27 protein-coding genes are annotated in these 19,265 nt (G+C 47.9%); 6 read left to right on the top strand and 21 right to left on the bottom strand.

Translation table 11 applies throughout. The annotated features are described in order from the left end of the window. Window positions 1–209 precede the first annotated feature (209 nt). Entirely contained in the window at window positions 210–1,088 is an 879-nt protein-coding gene (locus QWJ20_RS16020) for a TauD/TfdA family dioxygenase (protein WP_039512884.1), read from the top strand. After that, the gene (locus QWJ20_RS16015; protein WP_433992995.1) at window positions 1,085–2,518 is read left to right on the top strand and encodes an FAD-binding protein; all 1,434 of its coding nucleotides are present in this window, start codon (window positions 1,085–1,087) and stop codon (window positions 2,516–2,518) included. Before QWJ20_RS16020 ends, QWJ20_RS16015 begins: the two co-directional genes overlap by 4 nt. A gap of 96 nt (window positions 2,519–2,614) precedes the next feature. Here the strand turns inward: QWJ20_RS16015 and vapB are convergent, their stop codons facing one another. After that, entirely contained in the window at window positions 2,615–2,839 is a 225-nt protein-coding gene (gene vapB / locus QWJ20_RS16010; RefSeq protein WP_433992994.1) for a type II toxin-antitoxin system VapB family antitoxin, read from the bottom strand. A gap of 283 nt (window positions 2,840–3,122) precedes the next feature. Between vapB and QWJ20_RS16005 the strand changes: the two genes are divergently transcribed. Further along, window positions 3,123–3,464, top strand: a complete 342-nt coding sequence (locus QWJ20_RS16005) for a DUF6388 family protein (RefSeq protein WP_433992993.1) — start codon at window positions 3,123–3,125, stop codon at window positions 3,462–3,464. A gap of 32 nt (window positions 3,465–3,496) precedes the next feature. Beyond that, a complete protein-coding gene (locus tag QWJ20_RS16000; RefSeq protein WP_433992992.1) occupies window positions 3,497–3,961 on the top strand; it encodes a hypothetical protein in 465 nt (154 codons plus the stop codon). Between the two features lie 855 nt (window positions 3,962–4,816). Here the strand turns inward: QWJ20_RS16000 and QWJ20_RS15995 are convergent. Both QWJ20_RS15995 and QWJ20_RS15990 read right to left on the bottom strand, forming a co-directional pair. Continuing rightward, entirely contained in the window at window positions 4,817–5,449 is a 633-nt protein-coding gene (locus tag QWJ20_RS15995) for a putative metallopeptidase (RefSeq protein ID WP_433992991.1), read from the bottom strand. 222 nt (window positions 5,450–5,671) lie between these two features. Next, window positions 5,672–5,854: a hypothetical protein gene (locus QWJ20_RS15990; protein WP_433992990.1), complete on the bottom strand. Its 183-nt coding sequence runs from the start codon at window positions 5,852–5,854 to the stop codon at window positions 5,672–5,674. A 235-nt stretch (window positions 5,855–6,089) separates the two neighbouring features. Between QWJ20_RS15990 and QWJ20_RS15985 the strand changes: the two genes are divergently transcribed. After that, complete coding sequence (locus QWJ20_RS15985; RefSeq protein WP_433992989.1) at window positions 6,090–6,440, top strand: hypothetical protein; 351 nt, start codon at window positions 6,090–6,092, stop codon at window positions 6,438–6,440. Between the two features lie 259 nt (window positions 6,441–6,699). On the opposite strand, the gene QWJ20_RS15980 is transcribed toward QWJ20_RS15985, so the two are convergent. The 13 genes from QWJ20_RS15980 to QWJ20_RS15920 form a co-directional block, all read right to left on the bottom strand. Next, the gene (locus QWJ20_RS15980; protein ID WP_433992988.1) at window positions 6,700–6,936 is read right to left on the bottom strand and encodes a hypothetical protein; all 237 of its coding nucleotides are present in this window, start codon (window positions 6,934–6,936) and stop codon (window positions 6,700–6,702) included. 37 nt (window positions 6,937–6,973) lie between these two features. Further along, window positions 6,974–7,225, bottom strand: a complete 252-nt coding sequence (locus QWJ20_RS15975) for a hypothetical protein (protein WP_433992987.1) — start codon at window positions 7,223–7,225, stop codon at window positions 6,974–6,976. 449 nt (window positions 7,226–7,674) lie between these two features. Further along, the gene (locus tag QWJ20_RS15970; protein ID WP_433992986.1) at window positions 7,675–8,187 is read right to left on the bottom strand and encodes a helix-turn-helix transcriptional regulator; all 513 of its coding nucleotides are present in this window, start codon (window positions 8,185–8,187) and stop codon (window positions 7,675–7,677) included. A gap of 98 nt (window positions 8,188–8,285) precedes the next feature. Beyond that, on the bottom strand, window positions 8,286–9,356 hold the full coding sequence (locus QWJ20_RS15965) for a hypothetical protein (protein ID WP_433992985.1): 1,071 nt from the start codon (window positions 9,354–9,356) through the stop codon (window positions 8,286–8,288). A 64-nt stretch (window positions 9,357–9,420) separates the two neighbouring features. Further along, the gene (locus QWJ20_RS15960; RefSeq protein WP_433992984.1) at window positions 9,421–10,077 is read right to left on the bottom strand and encodes a hypothetical protein; all 657 of its coding nucleotides are present in this window, start codon (window positions 10,075–10,077) and stop codon (window positions 9,421–9,423) included. 58 nt (window positions 10,078–10,135) lie between these two features. Then, window positions 10,136–10,588, bottom strand: a complete 453-nt coding sequence (locus tag QWJ20_RS15955) for a ProQ/FINO family protein (protein ID WP_433992983.1) — start codon at window positions 10,586–10,588, stop codon at window positions 10,136–10,138. 11 nt (window positions 10,589–10,599) lie between these two features. After that, window positions 10,600–11,037 carry a single-stranded DNA-binding protein gene (locus tag QWJ20_RS15950; protein WP_433992982.1) on the bottom strand — a complete coding sequence of 146 codons (438 nt, stop codon included), beginning with the start codon at window positions 11,035–11,037 and terminating at the stop codon, window positions 10,600–10,602. A 169-nt stretch (window positions 11,038–11,206) separates the two neighbouring features. Then, the gene (locus tag QWJ20_RS15945) at window positions 11,207–13,891 is read right to left on the bottom strand and encodes a DUF927 domain-containing protein (RefSeq protein ID WP_433992981.1); all 2,685 of its coding nucleotides are present in this window, start codon (window positions 13,889–13,891) and stop codon (window positions 11,207–11,209) included. Continuing rightward, window positions 13,891–14,118, bottom strand: coding sequence for a hypothetical protein (locus tag QWJ20_RS15940; RefSeq protein ID WP_433992980.1), 228 nt, complete (start codon window positions 14,116–14,118; stop codon window positions 13,891–13,893). Before QWJ20_RS15940 ends, QWJ20_RS15945 begins: the two co-directional genes overlap by 1 nt. Beyond that, the gene (locus QWJ20_RS15935) at window positions 14,115–14,324 is read right to left on the bottom strand and encodes a hypothetical protein (RefSeq protein ID WP_433992979.1); all 210 of its coding nucleotides are present in this window, start codon (window positions 14,322–14,324) and stop codon (window positions 14,115–14,117) included. Before QWJ20_RS15935 ends, QWJ20_RS15940 begins: the two co-directional genes overlap by 4 nt. After that, complete coding sequence (locus tag QWJ20_RS15930) at window positions 14,317–14,523, bottom strand: hypothetical protein (protein ID WP_433992978.1); 207 nt, start codon at window positions 14,521–14,523, stop codon at window positions 14,317–14,319. Before QWJ20_RS15930 ends, QWJ20_RS15935 begins: the two co-directional genes overlap by 8 nt. Next, window positions 14,516–14,704: a hypothetical protein gene (locus QWJ20_RS15925; RefSeq protein WP_127156103.1), complete on the bottom strand. Its 189-nt coding sequence runs from the start codon at window positions 14,702–14,704 to the stop codon at window positions 14,516–14,518. Before QWJ20_RS15925 ends, QWJ20_RS15930 begins: the two co-directional genes overlap by 8 nt. Next, window positions 14,694–14,885, bottom strand: coding sequence for a host cell division inhibitor Icd-like protein (locus tag QWJ20_RS15920; RefSeq protein ID WP_233958183.1), 192 nt, complete (start codon window positions 14,883–14,885; stop codon window positions 14,694–14,696). The genes QWJ20_RS15925 and QWJ20_RS15920 overlap by 11 nt, the downstream gene beginning before the upstream one ends. 213 nt (window positions 14,886–15,098) lie before the next feature. Here QWJ20_RS15920 and QWJ20_RS15915 point away from each other — a divergent pair, with 213 nt between their 5' ends. Continuing rightward, the gene (locus QWJ20_RS15915; protein WP_433992977.1) at window positions 15,099–15,290 is read left to right on the top strand and encodes a YlcI/YnfO family protein; all 192 of its coding nucleotides are present in this window, start codon (window positions 15,099–15,101) and stop codon (window positions 15,288–15,290) included. Window positions 15,291–15,380: 90 nt separating this feature from the next. On the opposite strand, the gene QWJ20_RS15910 is transcribed toward QWJ20_RS15915, so the two are convergent. From QWJ20_RS15910 to QWJ20_RS15890, 5 genes are all read right to left on the bottom strand, one after another. Further along, a complete protein-coding gene (locus QWJ20_RS15910; protein ID WP_433992976.1) occupies window positions 15,381–16,178 on the bottom strand; it encodes an antA/AntB antirepressor family protein in 798 nt (265 codons plus the stop codon). A 14-nt stretch (window positions 16,179–16,192) separates the two neighbouring features. Next, entirely contained in the window at window positions 16,193–16,639 is a 447-nt protein-coding gene (locus QWJ20_RS15905; RefSeq protein ID WP_433993086.1) for a hypothetical protein, read from the bottom strand. Beyond that, window positions 16,636–16,833, bottom strand: coding sequence for a helix-turn-helix transcriptional regulator (locus tag QWJ20_RS15900; RefSeq protein WP_433992975.1), 198 nt, complete (start codon window positions 16,831–16,833; stop codon window positions 16,636–16,638). Before QWJ20_RS15900 ends, QWJ20_RS15905 begins: the two co-directional genes overlap by 4 nt. A gap of 221 nt (window positions 16,834–17,054) precedes the next feature. Continuing rightward, window positions 17,055–17,777: a hypothetical protein gene (locus tag QWJ20_RS15895; RefSeq protein WP_433992974.1), complete on the bottom strand. Its 723-nt coding sequence runs from the start codon at window positions 17,775–17,777 to the stop codon at window positions 17,055–17,057. A gap of 143 nt (window positions 17,778–17,920) precedes the next feature. Further along, window positions 17,921–19,135, bottom strand: a complete 1,215-nt coding sequence (locus tag QWJ20_RS15890; protein ID WP_433993085.1) for a tyrosine-type recombinase/integrase — start codon at window positions 19,133–19,135, stop codon at window positions 17,921–17,923. Between the last annotated feature and the right edge of the window lie 130 nt (window positions 19,136–19,265).

Genomic DNA, 19,265 nt, shown 5'->3' with positions numbered 1-19,265 from the left:
TTAAAGACCCCGGATAGATTTATCTGGGGTTTTTTGTTTGGGTTTTTATTAAGGTCGATTACATCATCAGATATTGGTGAAGAATAGGAGGGCAGTGATTCTATATTCAAATCACCCTAATTATTATAATTGTATCCGTGGTGTTGAATATTTGTTGCCGATATTATCTGAAAGATCTTTCAACAATGGATAATACACGGAGACGTAAAATGGACGCATTCACTTTAGAAGATCGATTTGATTATCAGCCTCTAACCAATTCTCAAGGTGAAACCTGTCATTTTGGTGTACGTATTGAGCCTAAACAGTCGGGCGTACACATTGGCGAGTTATCACCTACCTGGCTGCGTACATTGGTAGAAAACCAACAGTTAGTGATACTACGGGGCTTTGATAGCTTTACGAGTGCAGAAAATTTAACAACATACTGCGAAGCCATTGGTGACATTATGCAATGGCCGTTTGGCGCCGTGTTGGAGTTGGTTGAACAACCCGATGCTACCGACCATATCTTTGCTAACAACTATGTCCCCTTACATTGGGACGGCATGTACCTTAAAACCGTGCCGGAGCTACAAGTCTTTCAATGCGTATCAGCTATTGGCGAAGGTCAGGGAGGGCGAACCACGTTTTCGAGCACCACCACGGCGTTACGTCTGGCATCACCCGAAACCAAAGCACTGTGGCAGCGTGCAACAGGCCAGTATCAGCGTGCAGTCGAGTTATACAGCAGTACCGCGCAGGCTCCTATTATAGAACAACACCCTTACCGCACTCATCCCGTCATTCGTTTTTGTGAACCGCCTATTGCTGGCGATAAAGAATTTTTGAATCCATCGACCTATCATTTCTCAGGTATTGAACCTGAAGAACAAGAGCAATTACTCAGTAGTTTGCAACATGCCTTATATGACCCACGGGTTCAGTATGCTCATCAGTGGCAAAGCGGCGATATTGCGATTGCAGATAACTACTCGTTACTACACGGCCGTGAATCTTATGCTAGCCAGAGTGGCCGTCATCTACGCCGCGTGCATATCCATGCTAAACAGCCACTGAATAACCCACATTTGGTGCAACCGTCATGAAACCACAAGATGTTGATCTCATGATTATCGGTGCGGGGCCTGTCGGCTTGGCCTGTGCCTATCTTGCTCAGCTGTCGGGTTTAAGCACCGTCATTATCGATAAATCATCAGGGCCGCTAACGGTAGGCCGTGCTGATGCGCTCAACGCCCGCAGCTTGCAGCTGTTTGAAATTATCGGTTTATTCGACGAACTTTATCCCTTGGGCAAAGCCTGTAATACCAGCTCAGTTTGGTCAAAAGGCAAATTTATTTCACGTCAATCTACCTGGTGGGATGCTTTAGAAGGCTGTTTTCACAAGCATTTTTTAATGATTGGTCAGACTTATGTGGAACAAGCGCTCGATAATAAGCTCACCGAACTAAAGAGTGCCGTGCGCCGCAATACCTCTGTGGAAGATATTGTGCTGGAGGAAGACGGCTGCCTCACCACGCTCACCAGCGGTGAGACCGTCCGTTCCCGGTATTTGATTGGTGCAGATGGTTCACGATCGTTTGTGCGCCAACACTTTGCTATCCCGTTTGAGATCACTCGGCCGCAAATTACCTGGGCAGTGATTGATGGCGAAATAGAAACTGATTTCCCCAAAGTACCGGAAATTATTGTTTTCCAGGCAGAAACCGCCGATGTCGCCTGGATACCACGTGAAGGTAAGATCGATCGTTTCTATATCCAGATGGACAGTGAGGACTTCACGCAACAGCAGGCGATAGATAAAATTAATCATGCTTTGCAACCACACCGTCTGCGTTTCAAGTCGATTGAATGGTACTCAAAATTCTCGGTTAAAGAGTCTGTGGCAGAACACTATATCCTTGAAAATAAATTATTTATCGCTGGTGATGCGAGCCACATTCACTCGGTAAATGGTGGGCAAGGGTTAAATACGGGGTTGGCCGATGCATTTAACCTTATATGGAAAATAGCGATGATTACCCATCATCATGCGCCCCAAACGTTGCTACAGACTTACGAAACAGAGCGAAAAGCGGTCGCGCTGGAAGTCGTCAAAACGTCAGCGGAACTCGTGCGTTCAACCAAAACCTCAGAGACAGGCACCCATGCCGATGATTACGTCAAGATTGTCGAAAAACGGGCGGGTTACATCACGGGTATGGGCGTTCGCTATGGAACCGACGGGCGTGTTGGCGAAAGGCTGCATGATTTTATGTGGCGTGATTCTCAATCCAGTCAACCGGGCAGAATTTACTCACATTTAAATTATCGTAATTACAGTTTGCTCATCATTGGCGCGGCGACAGTACCTGCATCACTGCCTGATATCGTCACTGTTCTGCCCGTTGAAACGGGAAGTAGCCCCTATTCCGATCAATACCTGTTAGTTCGGCCAGATGGCTACATAGCAGCCACCGCTCCTCTCGACCAACCTTCCGCGATCGGTCATTACTTCAGTGACTGGCGAGTTCAATAGCATAAACGTTGCCGGCTCAGTGAGATTGCACTGAGCCGATTTCACTCTGTCGGGCAGAGTGAAAAATGCAGATATTGGTATCGAGCAGATATTTAATCATCGGAAATCTTCCCTGATCTGTTCATCAGGTTTCTCCCTCGTGCTCATGAAATCAGACGTTACCTCGTTCCCTTCAAACCAACTGTCCCAGCTTTCACCTGCCGGAGTGATGATACGCGTATGGCCAATCGCGACATGTTTCACATCGTCGGGCAGTTCAACGGCTTTAGCAAGCCGTACCGCCTGACTGCGATTGCTTTTGAATACCGTGGTTTTTTCCATAGTGCTCATCCTTGGATGAATTTTGCTCTATGAGCAGCATACACGGCTTTGCCGTTGGGGGTAATCATCTCGCGCCCTACAGGAGTAAAACGTAAGGTTTAATTAACTGATTTGTATTGTTTTATTTTTGTTATGTTTTTATACATACCCCCAATGATACCCCCATATTGTTTTTTGTTGCTGTTAGTTGCTCGTTTTTTGCTCATTATCTAATGAGCATATCCAGCTTCAAAATTTAACAACATGCAGCTATCCTTGATACCACAAATAAAAGGATAAATTGATGAATATAAAAGATTGCTTCGATGCCGCTAGGGCGCAGTTTATACAGGAAAATCAGGCGCTGATTCTGGACATTGAGCGTGAGTCCTCTCTTCACGCCAAAAACCTGGGTTTGTCCGAAAACGAATTTCTGGATTCAGAGCTGTACCGCCATTTCGTATCTTATCTTCAGCAGTTCGGTGTAGATAAGGACGCAGCGGTTACAGTAATCAAGATGTATGCTCCAAACGAAACAGTGAGGAAAGACCTTCTCATAGAGCACCTTTCAAAGGTGGCAAGCAGCATTGGACTATCGTTGGAAGAATATCTCGACCTAAACCGTATGGATATAAACAATCTTTAACAGTTTAATTATAGAATTGGATAGCTAACTACATGAAAAACAAATATCTAGCATTAACGCTTCTAATTTGCTTGCCTGTTATAGCATCTGAACCATCATTGATTGTGTGTAAGCCTCAAAACTCCAGTGATCAATCAGCAACAGGTATCTGGCCTTCCCCGTATTTATCAAAAGATAAGCTCTGTTTTGATATTCGGGCTGATTCGGGAAATGAATGTGTTGGCAACGGGAAAAGCACAAGCTGGTTTACTGAGGCGGTTATCGTGGATATCGATGGAAAACCTCAAGGGCGTGATGATACTTGGTTTAGGGTAGTTCGCCCGACCATCACTGACAAAAAAATCGAGTACAAAATCGAAGGATCAAGAGATAAGAAAACTTGGGGACTTGTATCAAACGTGTCCATTAATCGACTGACTGGGCAAGCGGTTGATTGGTTAATTGGGGAACATGGCGGAGTCTCTTACCAATGCCATCTGGAAGGGCGTAAAATCTGATTTATCCCGTCAACAACACTTTTGAAGCTGCTGAAAGAATTATCAAGGTGGCAGCATAGGACAACGAAAATACAAGTAAATGTGAGACACATTGAAGCTTGCACGCTGTTGTCCTGATTAACAATTCACTTCCCTGAAAACGCATATATAAGCAAAAGTACGTTAGTTCAGTCGGTTCAGTCGGTTCAATTTGTAAAGATGATTGTTTTAACTAACTATTTTATCAAAAACTGAACCAACACAGGGAGGTTTTGAACCAACACGAACCCCTGATTGAACCAACATCATGATCCGCTGCTGTCATTTCCGTTTGATCGGGTACAAAGCCCTTCATCAACATGTTCCTGAATCAGTAACGCTCGCAACGTTACTATTTGTTCCTATCATCCGCTTGGAATACTGGTTAAACGTTGCAATTTGTCGCAATGGTGATAGGTCAAAACCTTACTATTTCTTACTATTTTTCTGCATATAGCCTGTATCAGGCTGTAGAAAAAGGATGTGGTGATGAGCGATTTTTTGTTTTACATCCCATGAGTACAAATTGCCGTTAAAGCCAGCAGTGGCACGGGTTAGGCTCAAAATCCATGCTCAATTATGTAAAAGTAAATAAAACTATCTCGGCTTTTTTTGACGCGGATTTGTAGCGGTTGGCCTGCGTCGCTTGCCAGATAAGGCATTACCCGCTTTTCGTTATCTCAATCTGTCTAACCCTGTCTAATTTATTGGTGAAAGTGCGCGGGCTAGGCGGAGAAGAATTTAAGACGGAGTTTTTGATCAATCACGCTGTAATCCAATCTGTATAAGGCTTTGCCGTGAATTGGCGTAAGCGATCCGTATTAAACAGTATTAAATTTACGCCAATTTTAATAAGCACGTTCCGCACGCTCTCGCTACATCGACGTGAGCAACCTCTGGCCTGTTATTTGCCGCATCAATCATTTCCTGCACGTCACGGCTGGCACCGTAGCGACGAACCACACCGACAAACTCTTCAACATCTTGTCCGCGCATTTTCAGCACCGGCAATCCCGAATCTCGTTTAAATTTCGGTGCGCCGAATTCATCCGTAGCGTGGCAAATATGGTAAAGCTCATGTTCGAGCAGTGCGCAAAAGTCCAAATCTGAACACTCAGCGCAGTAGTCAGCAGCCAGAGTGATAATGAACGTCGGCACTCGGCCGAACCATTCATACATCTGTTGTTCCATCCTTGCCTTTTGCCATCCACCAGCATGCATCATCACTTCCTCGCATTGACCAAGAACCGTCCGGCCTTTTTTCTCGAATGCTGATGACGCCCACATAAACGCAATGTCAGCCGTATGCAGATGGAAATGATCCGGGTTATACAAATTTCCGCTTTCGCTGATGATCTGCCTGTCCACCCAATCATAAATCTCGTTTGCCGGAATTAGCCTGGTGTATAAGCTGAATTCGTTCATGAGGTGGGGTGGCGGGTATGGCCGTGTTATGTCTTTATTAGCCATAACAGAATATTCCTCTATGCTGGAAACTATAAATCCCATAGTGACGAGCATGCTAGGCAACGAAAACCTATACGATGTTCTGTTTTTCGCATGGCGCCACAGGTGTTTTTAGCATTTCATAAAACCATTACGCTATTCACTCGGAAATGAATAATGTGATGGCAACAAAAAAGCCACCAGCTAGCTGGTGGCTTTATCAGTAAAAGTTAATAACAACCGTGTTTAAACTCGATTGAACGCTGTAAGCATAATCTTTTCTTTAGAGACGCCTAAGTTTTGTGCGGCCTCTTTAACATACTGTTCTGCAACCTGACTAGCTGATTTACCGCTTGCTTCAAATATATTCCAGCCGCTTGTTCTCACTCCATTAAGCTCTATCTCAAAAGCTACAAACCACTCTTGCATCACTATCTCCTTTTCACAATTGAGGTTATACATTATAGCGGAGACTAAACAGAGTGAGGAATGCTCGGGCAGGAACCGTTGCTGAAGCTCGCCCCAGTCCGGTTTTGCCATAATTATCCCTGGTTTTTATACAGTTAGAGGTTCATATTGGTTGTGAAAATCAATGTGGTGCACGCGAAAGAACATTTATTGTTTATCGGTGATTACCGAATACTTTTCTTACAATAGGATGTTGATGATGGATGATAAAAGATCAATAAAAATTTCAGCGAATAGTATCGAGCTTCTTACAGAAGCTCTAGCGACCGTTCCTGGATGGGAGGTTGGTAAAGGTAGTACAGAATACTACCCCATTGGTTTATGGCGCGATCAAGACTTTATCAACTTTAGAGTTGAAGAAACTCCTCAAGGCGTTGAGGCTAGTTCAGTTAATATCGTACCTCAGGATCATGCACCGGCCCCATCACTGATGGATGATGAAATATTCAAAGTTTACCAAGCAATTAAATCGCGCCCAGAGGACGGCACCATAGGTGTTCATTTGAATGTTTCAGAGCAAGACATCCAGAAACTTTCAGAAATCTAAACCATACCATCACCATAAATAACTTTTGGTGATGGTAACAGCCCCCCCTGGGACGGTCTATAGGTAAACGGTGTGGCTATTTCTTCCAGTTTGCATCTGCCATCTGCTGATACACGGCATCAGTGCCACGCGGTAACGTCCTGCTCACGTTTCTATAGTGCGCCAGACGCCGCCAGATCGACGTTAATTTTGTCCCGCTCGTCACGCGGTAAATCACCTAAATTGTGTGACATAACTCCTCCAACCAAAAGTGAACAAGTTATTTCAGCCTTTTCTTGTAGTAGGTGACTGTATACTTAATTTTAGTCAAACCCGTATCACCGCAATAGTACGTGCTTTTTTCTGGACCACGACAGTATTCGCCGTCACGCTCTTTGATAAATTCCATTGCCTTTGCTAATACTTCAGCCTCCAAATTGGGATTGAAGGTTTCCTTCTTATCAAAAGGATAAGATATAGAGCGAACCTCTCGCCCATTAATGTATTCGGTATACATGTGCTTTGCTTATAAACAATTTGATGAGTAATTAATCCTACTCTTTGCGGCTTTTAACATCCACAGCAATCGCGCCCCGCGCTCTATCTGATTCAGCGTCAAGTATACCCACCAGCTGGCTATTAGCCTGGTCAATCGCCGTCAATAACGGGTCAATCCAGTAAATAGCCTGTCCGTATGTCAATCGGCAGCCGGTGGCAGCGGCACCAGTACGGGCTGTGTCAGTTCGCTCGGTAACGGTATGCATTGCGCTGGCGCGTAAACGGTGCGTGTAGTCGAGCAGCAACATTATCAGGCACACACTCTCAACTAATTGGGGCTTATTTGGATGTGTCCAGAAGATATAAACCCGTATCCGTTTCGTTTTTGAGAATTGTGTAAACCTTCAGGTTTCGTTTTGGCCGAACGTAAGGATTAGTGATGTTCGCGCTTTACACCTTCACCAGAAAAGCCGATACATTTCGATACATCGAGCGGATAACCTTATCAAACCTTATCATTCGGCTGTGCGTACTTTACAGGCCAATGGTCGGGAGTCTGACGCTCATCAATGATGTGGAGCGCACCCGATAACAGGCTGATTAATTTAGATTCATTCTGCTGATAACCTATATAAATCTATATATTGAGCGCTTTACACATTGAGGGGGAATTTGACGCTATCACCGAAAACCTGCGCATTTCTGCGCACCCGACTTTACATCTGGCACAAAAGTGTCAAGACATTATCAAATGGCGTTATTCACTTTTGGCTGGATGACATAACCCTGTTAGCCCTTCAAGGCTCCAATCCTGCAAATCATCAGGGCAATTCATCGCGCCATGGAAGAACTCCGCACGCAGGTACTGCCTTACACAAGAATCACCACTTTTTGACATAAAGTAATGTTCCTCCTCATCTTCACGATAGATGCGTATCCACGGATCGGCGTTGGGCATAAACTCAGTATCAAAACCCACTTCATCAGCCGCCGCTGCCAGGCGTTGGTGTGCTTCTTCTATGGTTGCTGCTGGTGGTATTTTCCCGTCATTGGAGGTAACCCATTCAGCGGCCTGTTTAAATGTCATTTCCATCGTGCGATGTGGCCACGGCGAATCACTGGCATGATTTCCACCAGCACGCTTCTGTTCGGTCGCTGTGACATCGATTTTCACGCCAGAAAGAATCACCTCACCCTTTTTCACCCAGTCGTACACGGTCTGACGGCTTACACCGCAATGCCGCGCATATTCGGCCTTACTCATTAACATAATGGATACCTATTTTTCTGAGTCAGCAAGCTGACGGGGTGCAATAACATGCCTACTACATACTGAGAATCGATGTATTTGTGCGGACGGAAACCGCTTCAGTATCCGCGAGAAGCGTAGACGCGAGCCATACCAGCCCAATGTGAGAAAAGTATTTCGTACTTAATTGGGTTGTAATTGATACTGCCTTCCATTGCTGCGGCGTTCCACGCCCTATCTGAAATGGAGCTATCTTTAGCTGTTTTTCCCCACTCCACAATATTCCTCGCTATGCCCCGCACACATGCACGATTGAGCGCCTTTTCACCAATATATGCCCCAACATCAGAGCACGACGCCATACTCATATTTAGGCTATTCCTAAGATACTCTAGCCCCATAACAGACATAAAGCGCCGTCCATTGGCATATGCCACGCCATCATTCCGAATAGTGAATTTCACAGTGCGCAGCGCATCAACGATAATCTGGTGTTCCGGCGTAGGGTTTTGCCACAGCACAAGAGCTATCTCTCTTTCAGAGGCTATAGATGCTTCTTTTTCACGCTTGATCTGTGTATCTCGCTCAGCTTGATACCGCTTTTGATTTTCATCATGAAATTTTTGGTAATTTGATGTGAGTTCATCTCTTTTTTGTGCAAAATCTACCAGTCTTTTTTTAAAGCCACCTTCCTCCACTTTATCCAATCCCATTCGCCGATAATCCCTTTCATAGTCGGCGAAAATTGAATCAATTTTTTCAGGGGTGCTGAGAACCTCTGACAAATTCACCATCAGTTTTATCGCTTGTTCTCTGGTAGCATCACTATTATTAAAATGTGATATTTCCCCAATGCCATATCTCCCATATTCATGATAAGCAGCATAAAACACGGGGATGTTTTGCGGTTTTGTATTCACACTGTCAATAACGATTTTGGTATCACAAGTGGCACCGTCCCATTTAAAGAAACTTTCGCCCCCACTGCGATATACCTGACAGTCATCATCACCAAGACGAACCACCGCATCCCAGCCAGGGCGTTCCTTGTAGTCATTGCTTTTAACCATGTGCATTTGAGTTAGCATATTTGCAGGGGAGATTTTTCCAGCGGTACACGCACCAAGCGAAAATGGCAGTGAAAACCAAATAATGAATCTGAAAGAAGCTGCTAAGTATTTTTTCATCATCCTAATGCCTGTAGTCAAAATTGGGTAAGTGTTCACAACCTACCCCGAATTGTATTTGTTAACTTTAAATTGCCTTGCGCTGGTCGTTATTAACCAAATCATCTAATTCGGACAGCGTTAAAATTTTCGGCACAGAGCTGTCGATATTTCCCATGATGTATTGAAAATTACTGACAGGCAGGTGATTACGATTTTCTAGAATTTTCGCCAACGCAATAGCATCCCACCATTTTAGCGTGATCAACGCCTGGGAGCGGGAAAGAGATTTGTACTGAATATCTTCATCCTTTCCACCAGCCTCCTTATACACAGCGACCAGATCACGTACATTTTGCATATCCTGTTTCCCTGATGTTTGCATCAACTCGCTAACATCTTCCCCCGTGTATTGGGATTGGGCTACAACACCAGACAAAGAAATAATTAACCCTCTACAAGTCTGCTCTATCAAACACTCTCTTGCGTAATCAGTTGATAGGTGATGTGGTTTCATATCGGTGACTCGTTGCGGGTAGCTAAGGTGATATACAGCTACAGCTCTACAGTCATCCACATAACCAGCCATAAAGGTATTTGCAATTCTCTGCTTATTTGCCAGAGCAATTTCAACTTGATCACAACCGAGAAACCACGCCGCTATAGCGTGTCCCGCTTCATGTATTGCAATGTATCTAGGCCATAAATGGCTGCCTATCTCAATAATAGTACCTTGTTCTGACATCTTTAAACCTCATAATGATCGATGGTAATAACTCGCTATTCCGCCTTCTGTGTCTGCGTCAGTCGCATTTTGCATCCTCTGTGCGCAGGGCGGTTTTCTGCTTGCGTTGCGCTCTGGCACGCTCCTGCTGTTCGGCGGTGACTTCCCCCAGAGGCTTGCCGTTCAGGTCGTAGCGTTGTCCACCAGCGGCCAGCACTTTGATGTAAGCAGAGCGGTGGACATACAGCCCCAGCGAAAAACGCAGCGAACCCGCACCGGATAATTGGCGGCGTTCAATATCTGCCGCCAGCGCCTTATCGATCCCGATAGCCAACGGGTGGGGATTTTCCAGATTGAACGCATCCGGCCAGAGTAAAACCAGCCGTTCGAGTTTTTTCCGGTTCTTGCGGTGCTGCTTATTGCTTGTTTTGTCCGTTGCCTGTGAGGATTTAGCTGTGACATGTCCCGGCGTTGTCACCTTGTTCACGGTGGCACGCTTCAGACGCAATACGGTACGTGTGTTCTCTGTCATCGTGGCATTCCTCAAAATGGAGCATCATCGCTGAAATCTGGTGCGTGACGGCTGTTACCCTGTGCGCTTTGTTCGTGTGCGCGGCGTAGCGCGTCAGTGGGTTGGCCTGCTGCACCTTTACGGCCTCCGGGTCGTACCGTGCGGGTGCTTACCACGCTATCGGCAATTACCTGATAACCGGTCTGCGCGTTACCGTGGCCGTCTGTCCACTGGGTGATCTGCATGTTGCCCGATACGCTCATCATGTCGCCTTTCTGGTGTTTCGCCAGCGCGTCTGCCTGTTTGCCAAAGGCCGTCACCGCCAGCCAGAAAGTGGCCTCGCCGTTCTCTGCCTTCTGACAGGGCAGCGGTACCGCCATACGGGTGAAACTCATCGTGTTACCGTTGCTGGTGGTACGGCTCTGCACGTCCACCACCAGGCGACCATAAGCGGAAATCTGTGCTGTCATGGTTGTTTTCCTCCCCTCAGCCATTTATCGCTGTTGGTTCAAAATGCCCGTTTGTTGGTTCAGTGTTGGTTCAACATGGAAAATATTTTCCTTACATAACAATCATCTTTACACATTGAACCAACTGAACTAACTGAACCAACACACTCTCTACGTGTGTGAAGTAATCCTATTCTGGCTGGCCGTCCTCCGGGCGATACTGAAGGACGTAGACGTTTATCTGCCGTCCATCGATACGCGGAGACTTACGCTGATAGCCGCGCCCGCTGGTGGGCGGGGTCAACATCCCCGCGCCGCGCAGGATTTCGGCAAACTGCTTGGCGTTAAACCCTTTGGCAATTTCGCCCTCAAACGCGGCGGGGAAGGTGTAGAACACCATCGGCGCATCGTCATGTTTGCCCCGTTCACGGTATCCGGCCAAATCCCGTATAGGCAGGCTGGTGCGGTCGTAAGGCAACGGTGCGAACCGGCTTAACCCACACGCATTCAGGAACGCTTCGCACTGCTCGATAATTTGCTGGTGCTCTTTGTTGCTGGTACCGAATTCACGTACCCAGGCATTGAAGCTGTGCTGTATCGCGTCGCGGCTCGTCTGCTCATCCCAGCCAGTAATAACCTTGCCCAGCGATAGCGCAGCTTCCATCACGGCAAAGCGAGCGGCCACGCGGTGAACCTGTTCGCCATAGTCAGATGGAATTAACCCGCGCCAGCGCATTTCGGCGGCTCTCACGGCCTCGATAGCCTGTTGCGGGTGGTCGGCAAGATACTTAATCCACTCGCGCCCGGCTGCGCCGTAGTGCTGCTGGTAGGCATCTTTCAGCGCATCGGCGTGCTGTTTGCCGTTGTTGTGTTCATGAAAGCGCATCGCCTTGCTTAACGGAATATTCAGCAGGCGTACCAGTTGCCCGGCTTTGGTCTTTCTGCCCACACTGGCGATGAAGGTTTCCAAATCCATTTCGCCAGTGCTGATCGCCACCGTGCGCCAGCGTTTTAAATCCCGGTTGCCGCCTTCTTTGGCACCTTGTAGCTTGCCCACGCCGTTAAACAGGGCATAGGCGGCTTGCGCCACGCTCACCGGGTCAGCGCCTTGCCCGACTTCATCCAGCGGCATCAGGCCGTCATTGTGGGCGGCGGCTTCGTTCGCCAAGCCCAGCGCGGTGCCGTACCACGTCAGACGCAGTAAATCAGGATTGCCGTACAGACTGGCGGAGACATTCGCTGCCGTGGTCTTACCGGCACTGGATTGCTCATAGAAATGGATACCGAACCCGTCCGAACCAGATAGCCCAATAAGCGGAGCGGACAGCGCCGCCGCTATGCCGGTCATCATGGAATAGTTGCCGTCCACCAGTCGCGCAATGTTGGTGCGCCAGCTTTCAGCGGTGCCTTTGACGGTGTAGCCCGCCGCCGCAGAGCTGCGACCGTTGAACAGTACCGGCCTGTCGGGTTGTCCGATAATTTCACCGTCCGGCATGATGTAGGCACCGCACTGCCAGCCTGTCGCATGGGCGATATGCCAAATCTCATGCACGGCGCTGCGCTGGAGCCAGTCGGCCAGTATCGCCCTCAGGCTGTTTTTGGTGGTGACGTTCACACCGCCGTTTTTCATCGTTCGCCAGCCTTCGCGCTCACCGATATCAGCCAGGGGAATAGCCTGCGTGGTATCCGCGTTCGCGCCGATTGCCCGCCAGCGCAGTATCAGGTACTGGTCTTTTTCATCCCGACCAATGCCCACCACGTTTAGCGCGGAGCATAGCCAGCTTTCGTTATTGATCACCTCGCCACTGTCTTTATCCACTTTGGGAGTCAGCCAGAAAACGCCATCTTTGCGGCTCTCAACACGCGGCCTTAACGGGTCGTCATGCGTCGGTTTATCACCGCTAGACATCGGATAGAGCGAATCGGCAAATGCCTGCGTCGCGGCGGTCAGTCCGTATTGCAGGCGGTAATCATCCCAGTCGGCTTTTTCGCTGGTGGGTGGCAACGTTACCCAGCCGTTCACCTCGCGGGCGGCTTTTTCTGCCCAGTCTTTCCCCGCGTTCGGCTTACCTGCCACGATGTCGTTATCAGCGGCAAAGATGATTTGCGCATTGGGATACAGAGCACGCATCGTCTTTGCGACCGGCACCATGTTGCCTGCATCGATAGCGGCGATGGTCAGCGCATCAGGGCGCATCAGGTGAGCACTTAACGCAGTCGCCAGTCCCTCACCAATAATCACCGTATCGGGCTGTTCTGAGGCATTAACAACGTGATACGCCCCGCGCTTGGCGGAATCCGTCACCAGCCGCTTATTACCATCAGGTTTTATTGTCTGTGCGGCGATGGTGGTACCGTTCGCGTCCTGTAACACCAGCAGCAGGGTGCCATCAGACAGCAGCGGATAAGAAAAGCCGGTTAACCCTTTTCCAGCCAGATAAGCAGACTCCCCCGGCTGTGCCTGCGCGGTCAGCGTTGCCAGCCGTGCGGCAAAGCGTTGGGATTTTTCTTCAACGGCAGGGGAACGCCCGTTATTTTCCGTTGGCGGTTCACTCTGGCGGGTGGGTTGTTCCCATGTCCGGGTATCGATACCCATTACCTCCGCCACCAGTTGCGCGGCGTCCATTGCGGCACACTGGCGCACGTTCATCACCAGCGCCAGCCCGTCACCGGCTTCCGGTTCACAGTGGCGGCAATGCCATGTCCCGCGCCCCTCCAGATTATCGAACTGAAAGCGATCGGTACCGCCACACGCCGGGCAAGGGGTCAGCGTTGTGGGATGGCGGGGAACCTCGATCCCCAATTGAGAAAGCACATCAGGCCAGCGCCCCGCAGCAGCAGCGGATACCTTGCGGATAAAATCGATATTACGCACTATCGTGCCTCTCCTGTTTTGTTGCTGCCCATCGCTTCCGCCTTATTCAGACAGGAAATAGCTTCGATAACCTGATCCATCACGATAGCGACACGGATAGATTCACCCTCGCGGGCTTCATCGTTTGGGATGAGGTTCAGCCACATATCAAGGATCTCTTTCGATTTTTTTACGTGCTGTAACGCTTCCTCAACCTGGCACTGGATTTCATAAACCTGTCTGCTCATGCTGCCGCCCCTGTGTCCGGTGAAATCACCTGATAGCCCGCACGGGTTGCCAGCTCCAGAAAGGTATCGAGTCCCGCCACCAGCTCATCATCGAATAGTCGGCGGTCGCTGGTGGCTCTGCCGTCCTTCACGTACACCAGAACGCGCCCAGTGAAATCAGGGATAACTTGTAGCGTGGCGGTTATGGTTGGCGTCTGGTTAGGCATGGCTACCCCCTTTAGAAACTTCACAGGCGTAACCATGAGCAATATCGATTAACTCAATGCCTACGCTACGGTGGTGCTCGGTGTTCATCAGAAACATGCCCGCATTCAGCAATCCGGCAATATTAGTGATCGCATCCTCGGCATTCATCGCCATGCCTTTGAATGGGGTAGCGGCTGCGTTTTGCGCATTATTAGGCATGGGACACCTCCGCTTGTGCTGGTTCTGCCTGGCTGGTGCGGTACAGGTGATCGATACGTTCTTGCAGGACAAACAGCAGAATTTCACGCGCTTGAGGTTCATCGGTATTAACAGCGGCGTAGGCCAGTGCGCGGCATTGGTCGATAATTTCTTCCAGTTCTAACGGGGTGTTATCGAACATAGCGCACCTCCTGAACAGGCAGGCGACCAGCGAAAACCATGACACAGCCAGCAGGGGATTTTTCCCGTGCTTCGTGCTCGGTAGTGGCGACAATGCGAATAATGCGGCGAGACGACATACCCAGCGCCAGAAAGCGCCATATAAATTTGGGGTGAGTTTGGGTAGACTGTGAATCAGCCATAGCGTTACTCCTAATAACGGTGTGGTGAGAAGCCCGGTAAGTGTTGGCGCACTACTGGGCTTCGTTATTTGTGTATCACCTGTGGATAAGGTGTTTAAATACCATAACGCATAGTGTTTAAACACGTCAATGCTATTTTGTTTAAACACTTTATTGTTCTTACACCTTGCTGTATGGTTTTTGGTGTTAAAACACTTCTCACAGGTAAATAACATGGCTACAGGCCACAAAAACAATAAATCACTGTACAAAGGAATCCGTTTTCCACACGACTTGATCGAGGAAATCGACGCAAGCGTAGAAAGAGAAAAAGAAGACAACCCCTCGTCTAATTTTTCAGCCTGGGTACTGGATGCTTGTGGGCGGAAGCTCAGAGCAGAGCTACGCAAGAAATCAAAAGAATAGCCAGCCAGCGCCCGCATGATCGCGTTGGCTAAATGGTGCGGGCGCATTTCGCATACAGTGCGCGCAGCGTTGATTAACAGCATGGAAGCATTACGCATGGTTTACCCCCAAACGTTTTGCCATCCAGCGTTGAGACAGTCGGGTTAACTCAGCCTTTCGTTGGTGATAATCTAGCCCCAGTTCGATCAGCGTAATGTTGGTCTGTTCAAGGTAGGAAAGGTGTTCCAACTGATCGGCGCTCATGCTGTCGCGTGGCTCTCCTGCAATACCATTAACCCGCGCCCAATCCTTTGCCGTTAGGCCACCCAATACCAGGCGGGCGATCATGTTGCTCTCGGTGGTGTAGTGGTGCGGTAGCGTTTTTTTGTCCAGTTCAGAGCGGGCGATTTCCAATGCGGCACACATCGGCTTGAAGTAATTTGCAGCGGTCAAGCGGGCTTTTAGCTGGCGGCGGAAACGTGCGGCCACTTCTGGTACGCTAAGCTGTAGGGCTTCTTCGCACTGAATGAAGTAACGACGAACGGCACGGCCTTGCTCGTTGCGCTCGACCATTGCCAATTCTTTTGCCATATCCAAAGTGATGGTGTAATCAACTTCAGGGCGGCCGGCTCCAGTAATTTCCACCCGTTCCGGTGTTAATTGGTCAAAATCTGTTCCTCTCACAAAACCGTACTGAGAAACTCGACCATTAAACCAACTGGAAAAGACACGCCCTGCGCCTAGCGCTGTGTGTAACGATTTCGCGCTAACAATATTATTTTCACGCCCACAGATTCGGCCAGAAATAACAGGGACGATCGCGGAAAAGTCATTACTGAAAATATCGCTCTGGCTGTTTTCAGGATGAGCGAATCCCTGACCGTTAAGGTCATTATTTTTTGATGTCATAAAATCAGGCTCCGTTAGCTGGCGGCGTAATTCGGGTACAGGCTCAGGATGTGGTTAATTTCTTGCTGGGTAAGCGACTGGTGGCCGTTAATACCGGCATTGGTATTTACCAAGCGAATGACGCGGGAAATATCATCACGCTTTGCAAAACGGTAACGATAGTGACTGCCGATTCCGTCTGTGTTCAGTTCGTCAATACGCTCTAACTGAATATCAAGCAGGCGTTCTAATTCAGTAGCGTAATTCTGGCCAGAGGAAAGGCGGCAATGCCGGAGAATGTCATTCTCAGTAAATCCACCAGCGCCAGAGCGCAGCATGAAAACCCGTGCGCGATGCTTCTTAGGGACTGGCCTTATCCGCTCTGGCTGGCTATTATGTCCACTAGCAATATTAGTTTGCGCAGCAGGTTTTATTTGTTCAAGTTGACGCTCGGTAGCACGGGCGTTTTTCATTTGCATTATGCAACCTCCCCGCGAGACTCCGCGATGCGTTGAGCAATCCATTCGTCAATTTCTGATTCGATGAAAGCGATCGAGCGAGAACCAATCTTAATAGCGGCGGGAAAACGCTGTTCTTTCATCAGGCGATATAACCATGCCTTACTGTAACCGGTACGGCGTTGGACTTCAGGGAGACGAATCAAATTATTAGACATGTTTACCTCGTAACGTCTATTGCGGTTTACGAGATATTTTCACTTGCAGAGAATTAAAAATAGATGGGAGGTAATAATTATCGCACCCACCCAAGATGCTTATCTATGGGTACCTATTTTCAACAAAAAACTGTTAAATACACCCTGATTTACTAAATAATGGTAACTTCCCGTGCCATCAATACCCACCCATTACTAATAAGGGTGGGTGTGAATTAACTTTATGATTTATTTGATTTTCTCCTGCCAATCTTTCTAACTGCGAACGGCCTAAGGACTAAGTCTACAGCTTCGGCAAGATTAGTTGATGCCCCTTTCCCTTTAAGATATTCAATTATTTCTGGTTTTGTTGGGGCGGTAGTCGGATCATCCGCATCATATGTTGACCAGAATTGTTTTATGGCTTCTTCAACAAAATCTAGCCCTTCACATTTGTGTTCATAGCCTGGCAGAAATAATGTTTTTTCATTATTATTATCTGTTTCCATATCAATGACGATATGTGATGATTTTGCGTTCCAATGAGGAATAGACTCACGAGGTCTTACTGGTATAGATTTACGGACAAAATCCACTCGCTCATTTTCAACCCACACAAATAATGAGTCGCGAGTGATTATTGTTTTATCTTTGGATATATCATGCTTACGATCTGTGGGTCTAATCTCATAATGCTCCTCGTGATTATTCCACTCATCCCCAACCCATCGAGTAGCAAGGCATTGAACCGGAGTTAACACCCCACGGCGAATAGCACTTATTATACCCTCAGATATTCCCCAAGCCATTTTCCAGCGTTCATGATGGGTATTTTTTACACCATCAAGGCCATTTACATAATCATAAGGATCTATTCCCGATAGTAATAACGCGGCCTGAGTAATACTGAATTCCTGTACTGTTTTCCAATGAGTTAGATCAGGAAGGTTTTCTACAATAGGCATACGCCACCTCATGCCCTCTGATTTTGGCGGCTATGCCAGCCCGCAGAGGTGTGCGGGTTTTCGGGGATCAGCCTAGACACAGCCTATTCTTTGTTCGTCTAAAGCAGTCTATCGCGGTATACTACAACTGTCTATCTATCCAGTTACGCACGTTTCCCAAACGAGCCATGAACCACATTTCCACCGTTCTCCAATGCTTCCATATAGTCGGCATACCACTGAAGCATTTCCCTGCGTCCGTCCAGATATTGCGCGTGATTATAGGTGCCGCGAATAGAATTCTTATCAACGTGCGCAAGCTGGGTTTCGATCCATGCTGTGTTGTAACCCTGCTCATGCAGAATGGTGCTCATGGTGTGCCTGAAGCCATGGCCTGTAGCTCTTCCGTGATAACCAATTCGCTTTATTACTTGATTGATACTGGCTTCACTCATTGGTTTAGTACTGTCATTTCTGCCTGGAAATACGAGCTTAAAGCGACCGGTCATTTCCTGTAATTGACGAAGCAGTATCAAAACTTGTTCGGAAAGTGGAACAAGGTGAGGGCGGCGCATTTTCATTCTTTCTTTAGGGACTTCCCATAGCCCATTATCTAAATCAAATTCTATCCATTCAGCGGCGCGTAACTCAATGGTACGCACACCTGTTAGCATGAGTAATCGCGTTGCTATTTGGGTTATTCGGCTTCCTGAGTATTGACTGAGGCATTGCAGAAATTCAGGGAATTCGGAAGCAACTAAATGTGGGTAGTGTTTATGCTTCTGTATAGCGAGCGCACCAGCTAACTCACTGGCGGGGTTATTCTCTGCCCGACCGGTAACAATGGCATAGCGGAAAGTCTGGCTACAGGCCTGACGGATTTTGCGCATTTTGTCCAATACGCCTCGCTTTTCCAGTTTGCGTAGGGCTTCCAGAATGTCGAGTGGCTTAATATCGGTAATCGGTCGCTTGCCAATGTAGGGGAAAATATCTTTCTCGAAAGATTCCATCAGGTCTTCAGAATATCCCTTTGACCAGTTCGGATGTTTGTATGCGTGCCATTCTCTGGCCAGAGCCTCGAAAGTATTATCTACACTTAGCTTCTTGGCTTGTTTCTCAGATTTCTTATCGTCACTTGGATCTCCGCCACCAGCTAGAAGACGCCTTGCTTCATCACGCTTCGCCCTAGCATCGGCAAGTGAAACATCTGGATATACCCCCACAGCCAATAATTTTTCTTTACCGGCTGTGCGATATTTTAAACGCCAGTATTTTGCACCGCTCGGATTTACTAACAAGTATAACCCGCCACCATCAGCCAGCTTGTAGGGTTTCTCTTTACCTTTGGCAGTACCGACCTGACGGGCATTTAGCTTCACTTGGGGGTATCTCATTTCATTGAACCTGCGAATACCCCCAAATATACCCCCACATGATTGTAGATTTCAATAGACGGCTGTAGACGTAGGAATACTGAGATATGGCTATGTTGCTTGATTTGTTTGGGTT

Origin of the sequence: Pectobacterium sp. S5 (assembly GCF_051707265.1) — a bacterium.
Lineage (GTDB): Bacteria > Pseudomonadota > Gammaproteobacteria > Enterobacterales > Enterobacteriaceae > Pectobacterium > Pectobacterium polare.
The sequence above is the reverse complement of the archived record's forward strand: the minus strand, read 5'-3'. Positions and strand labels throughout refer to the sequence as shown.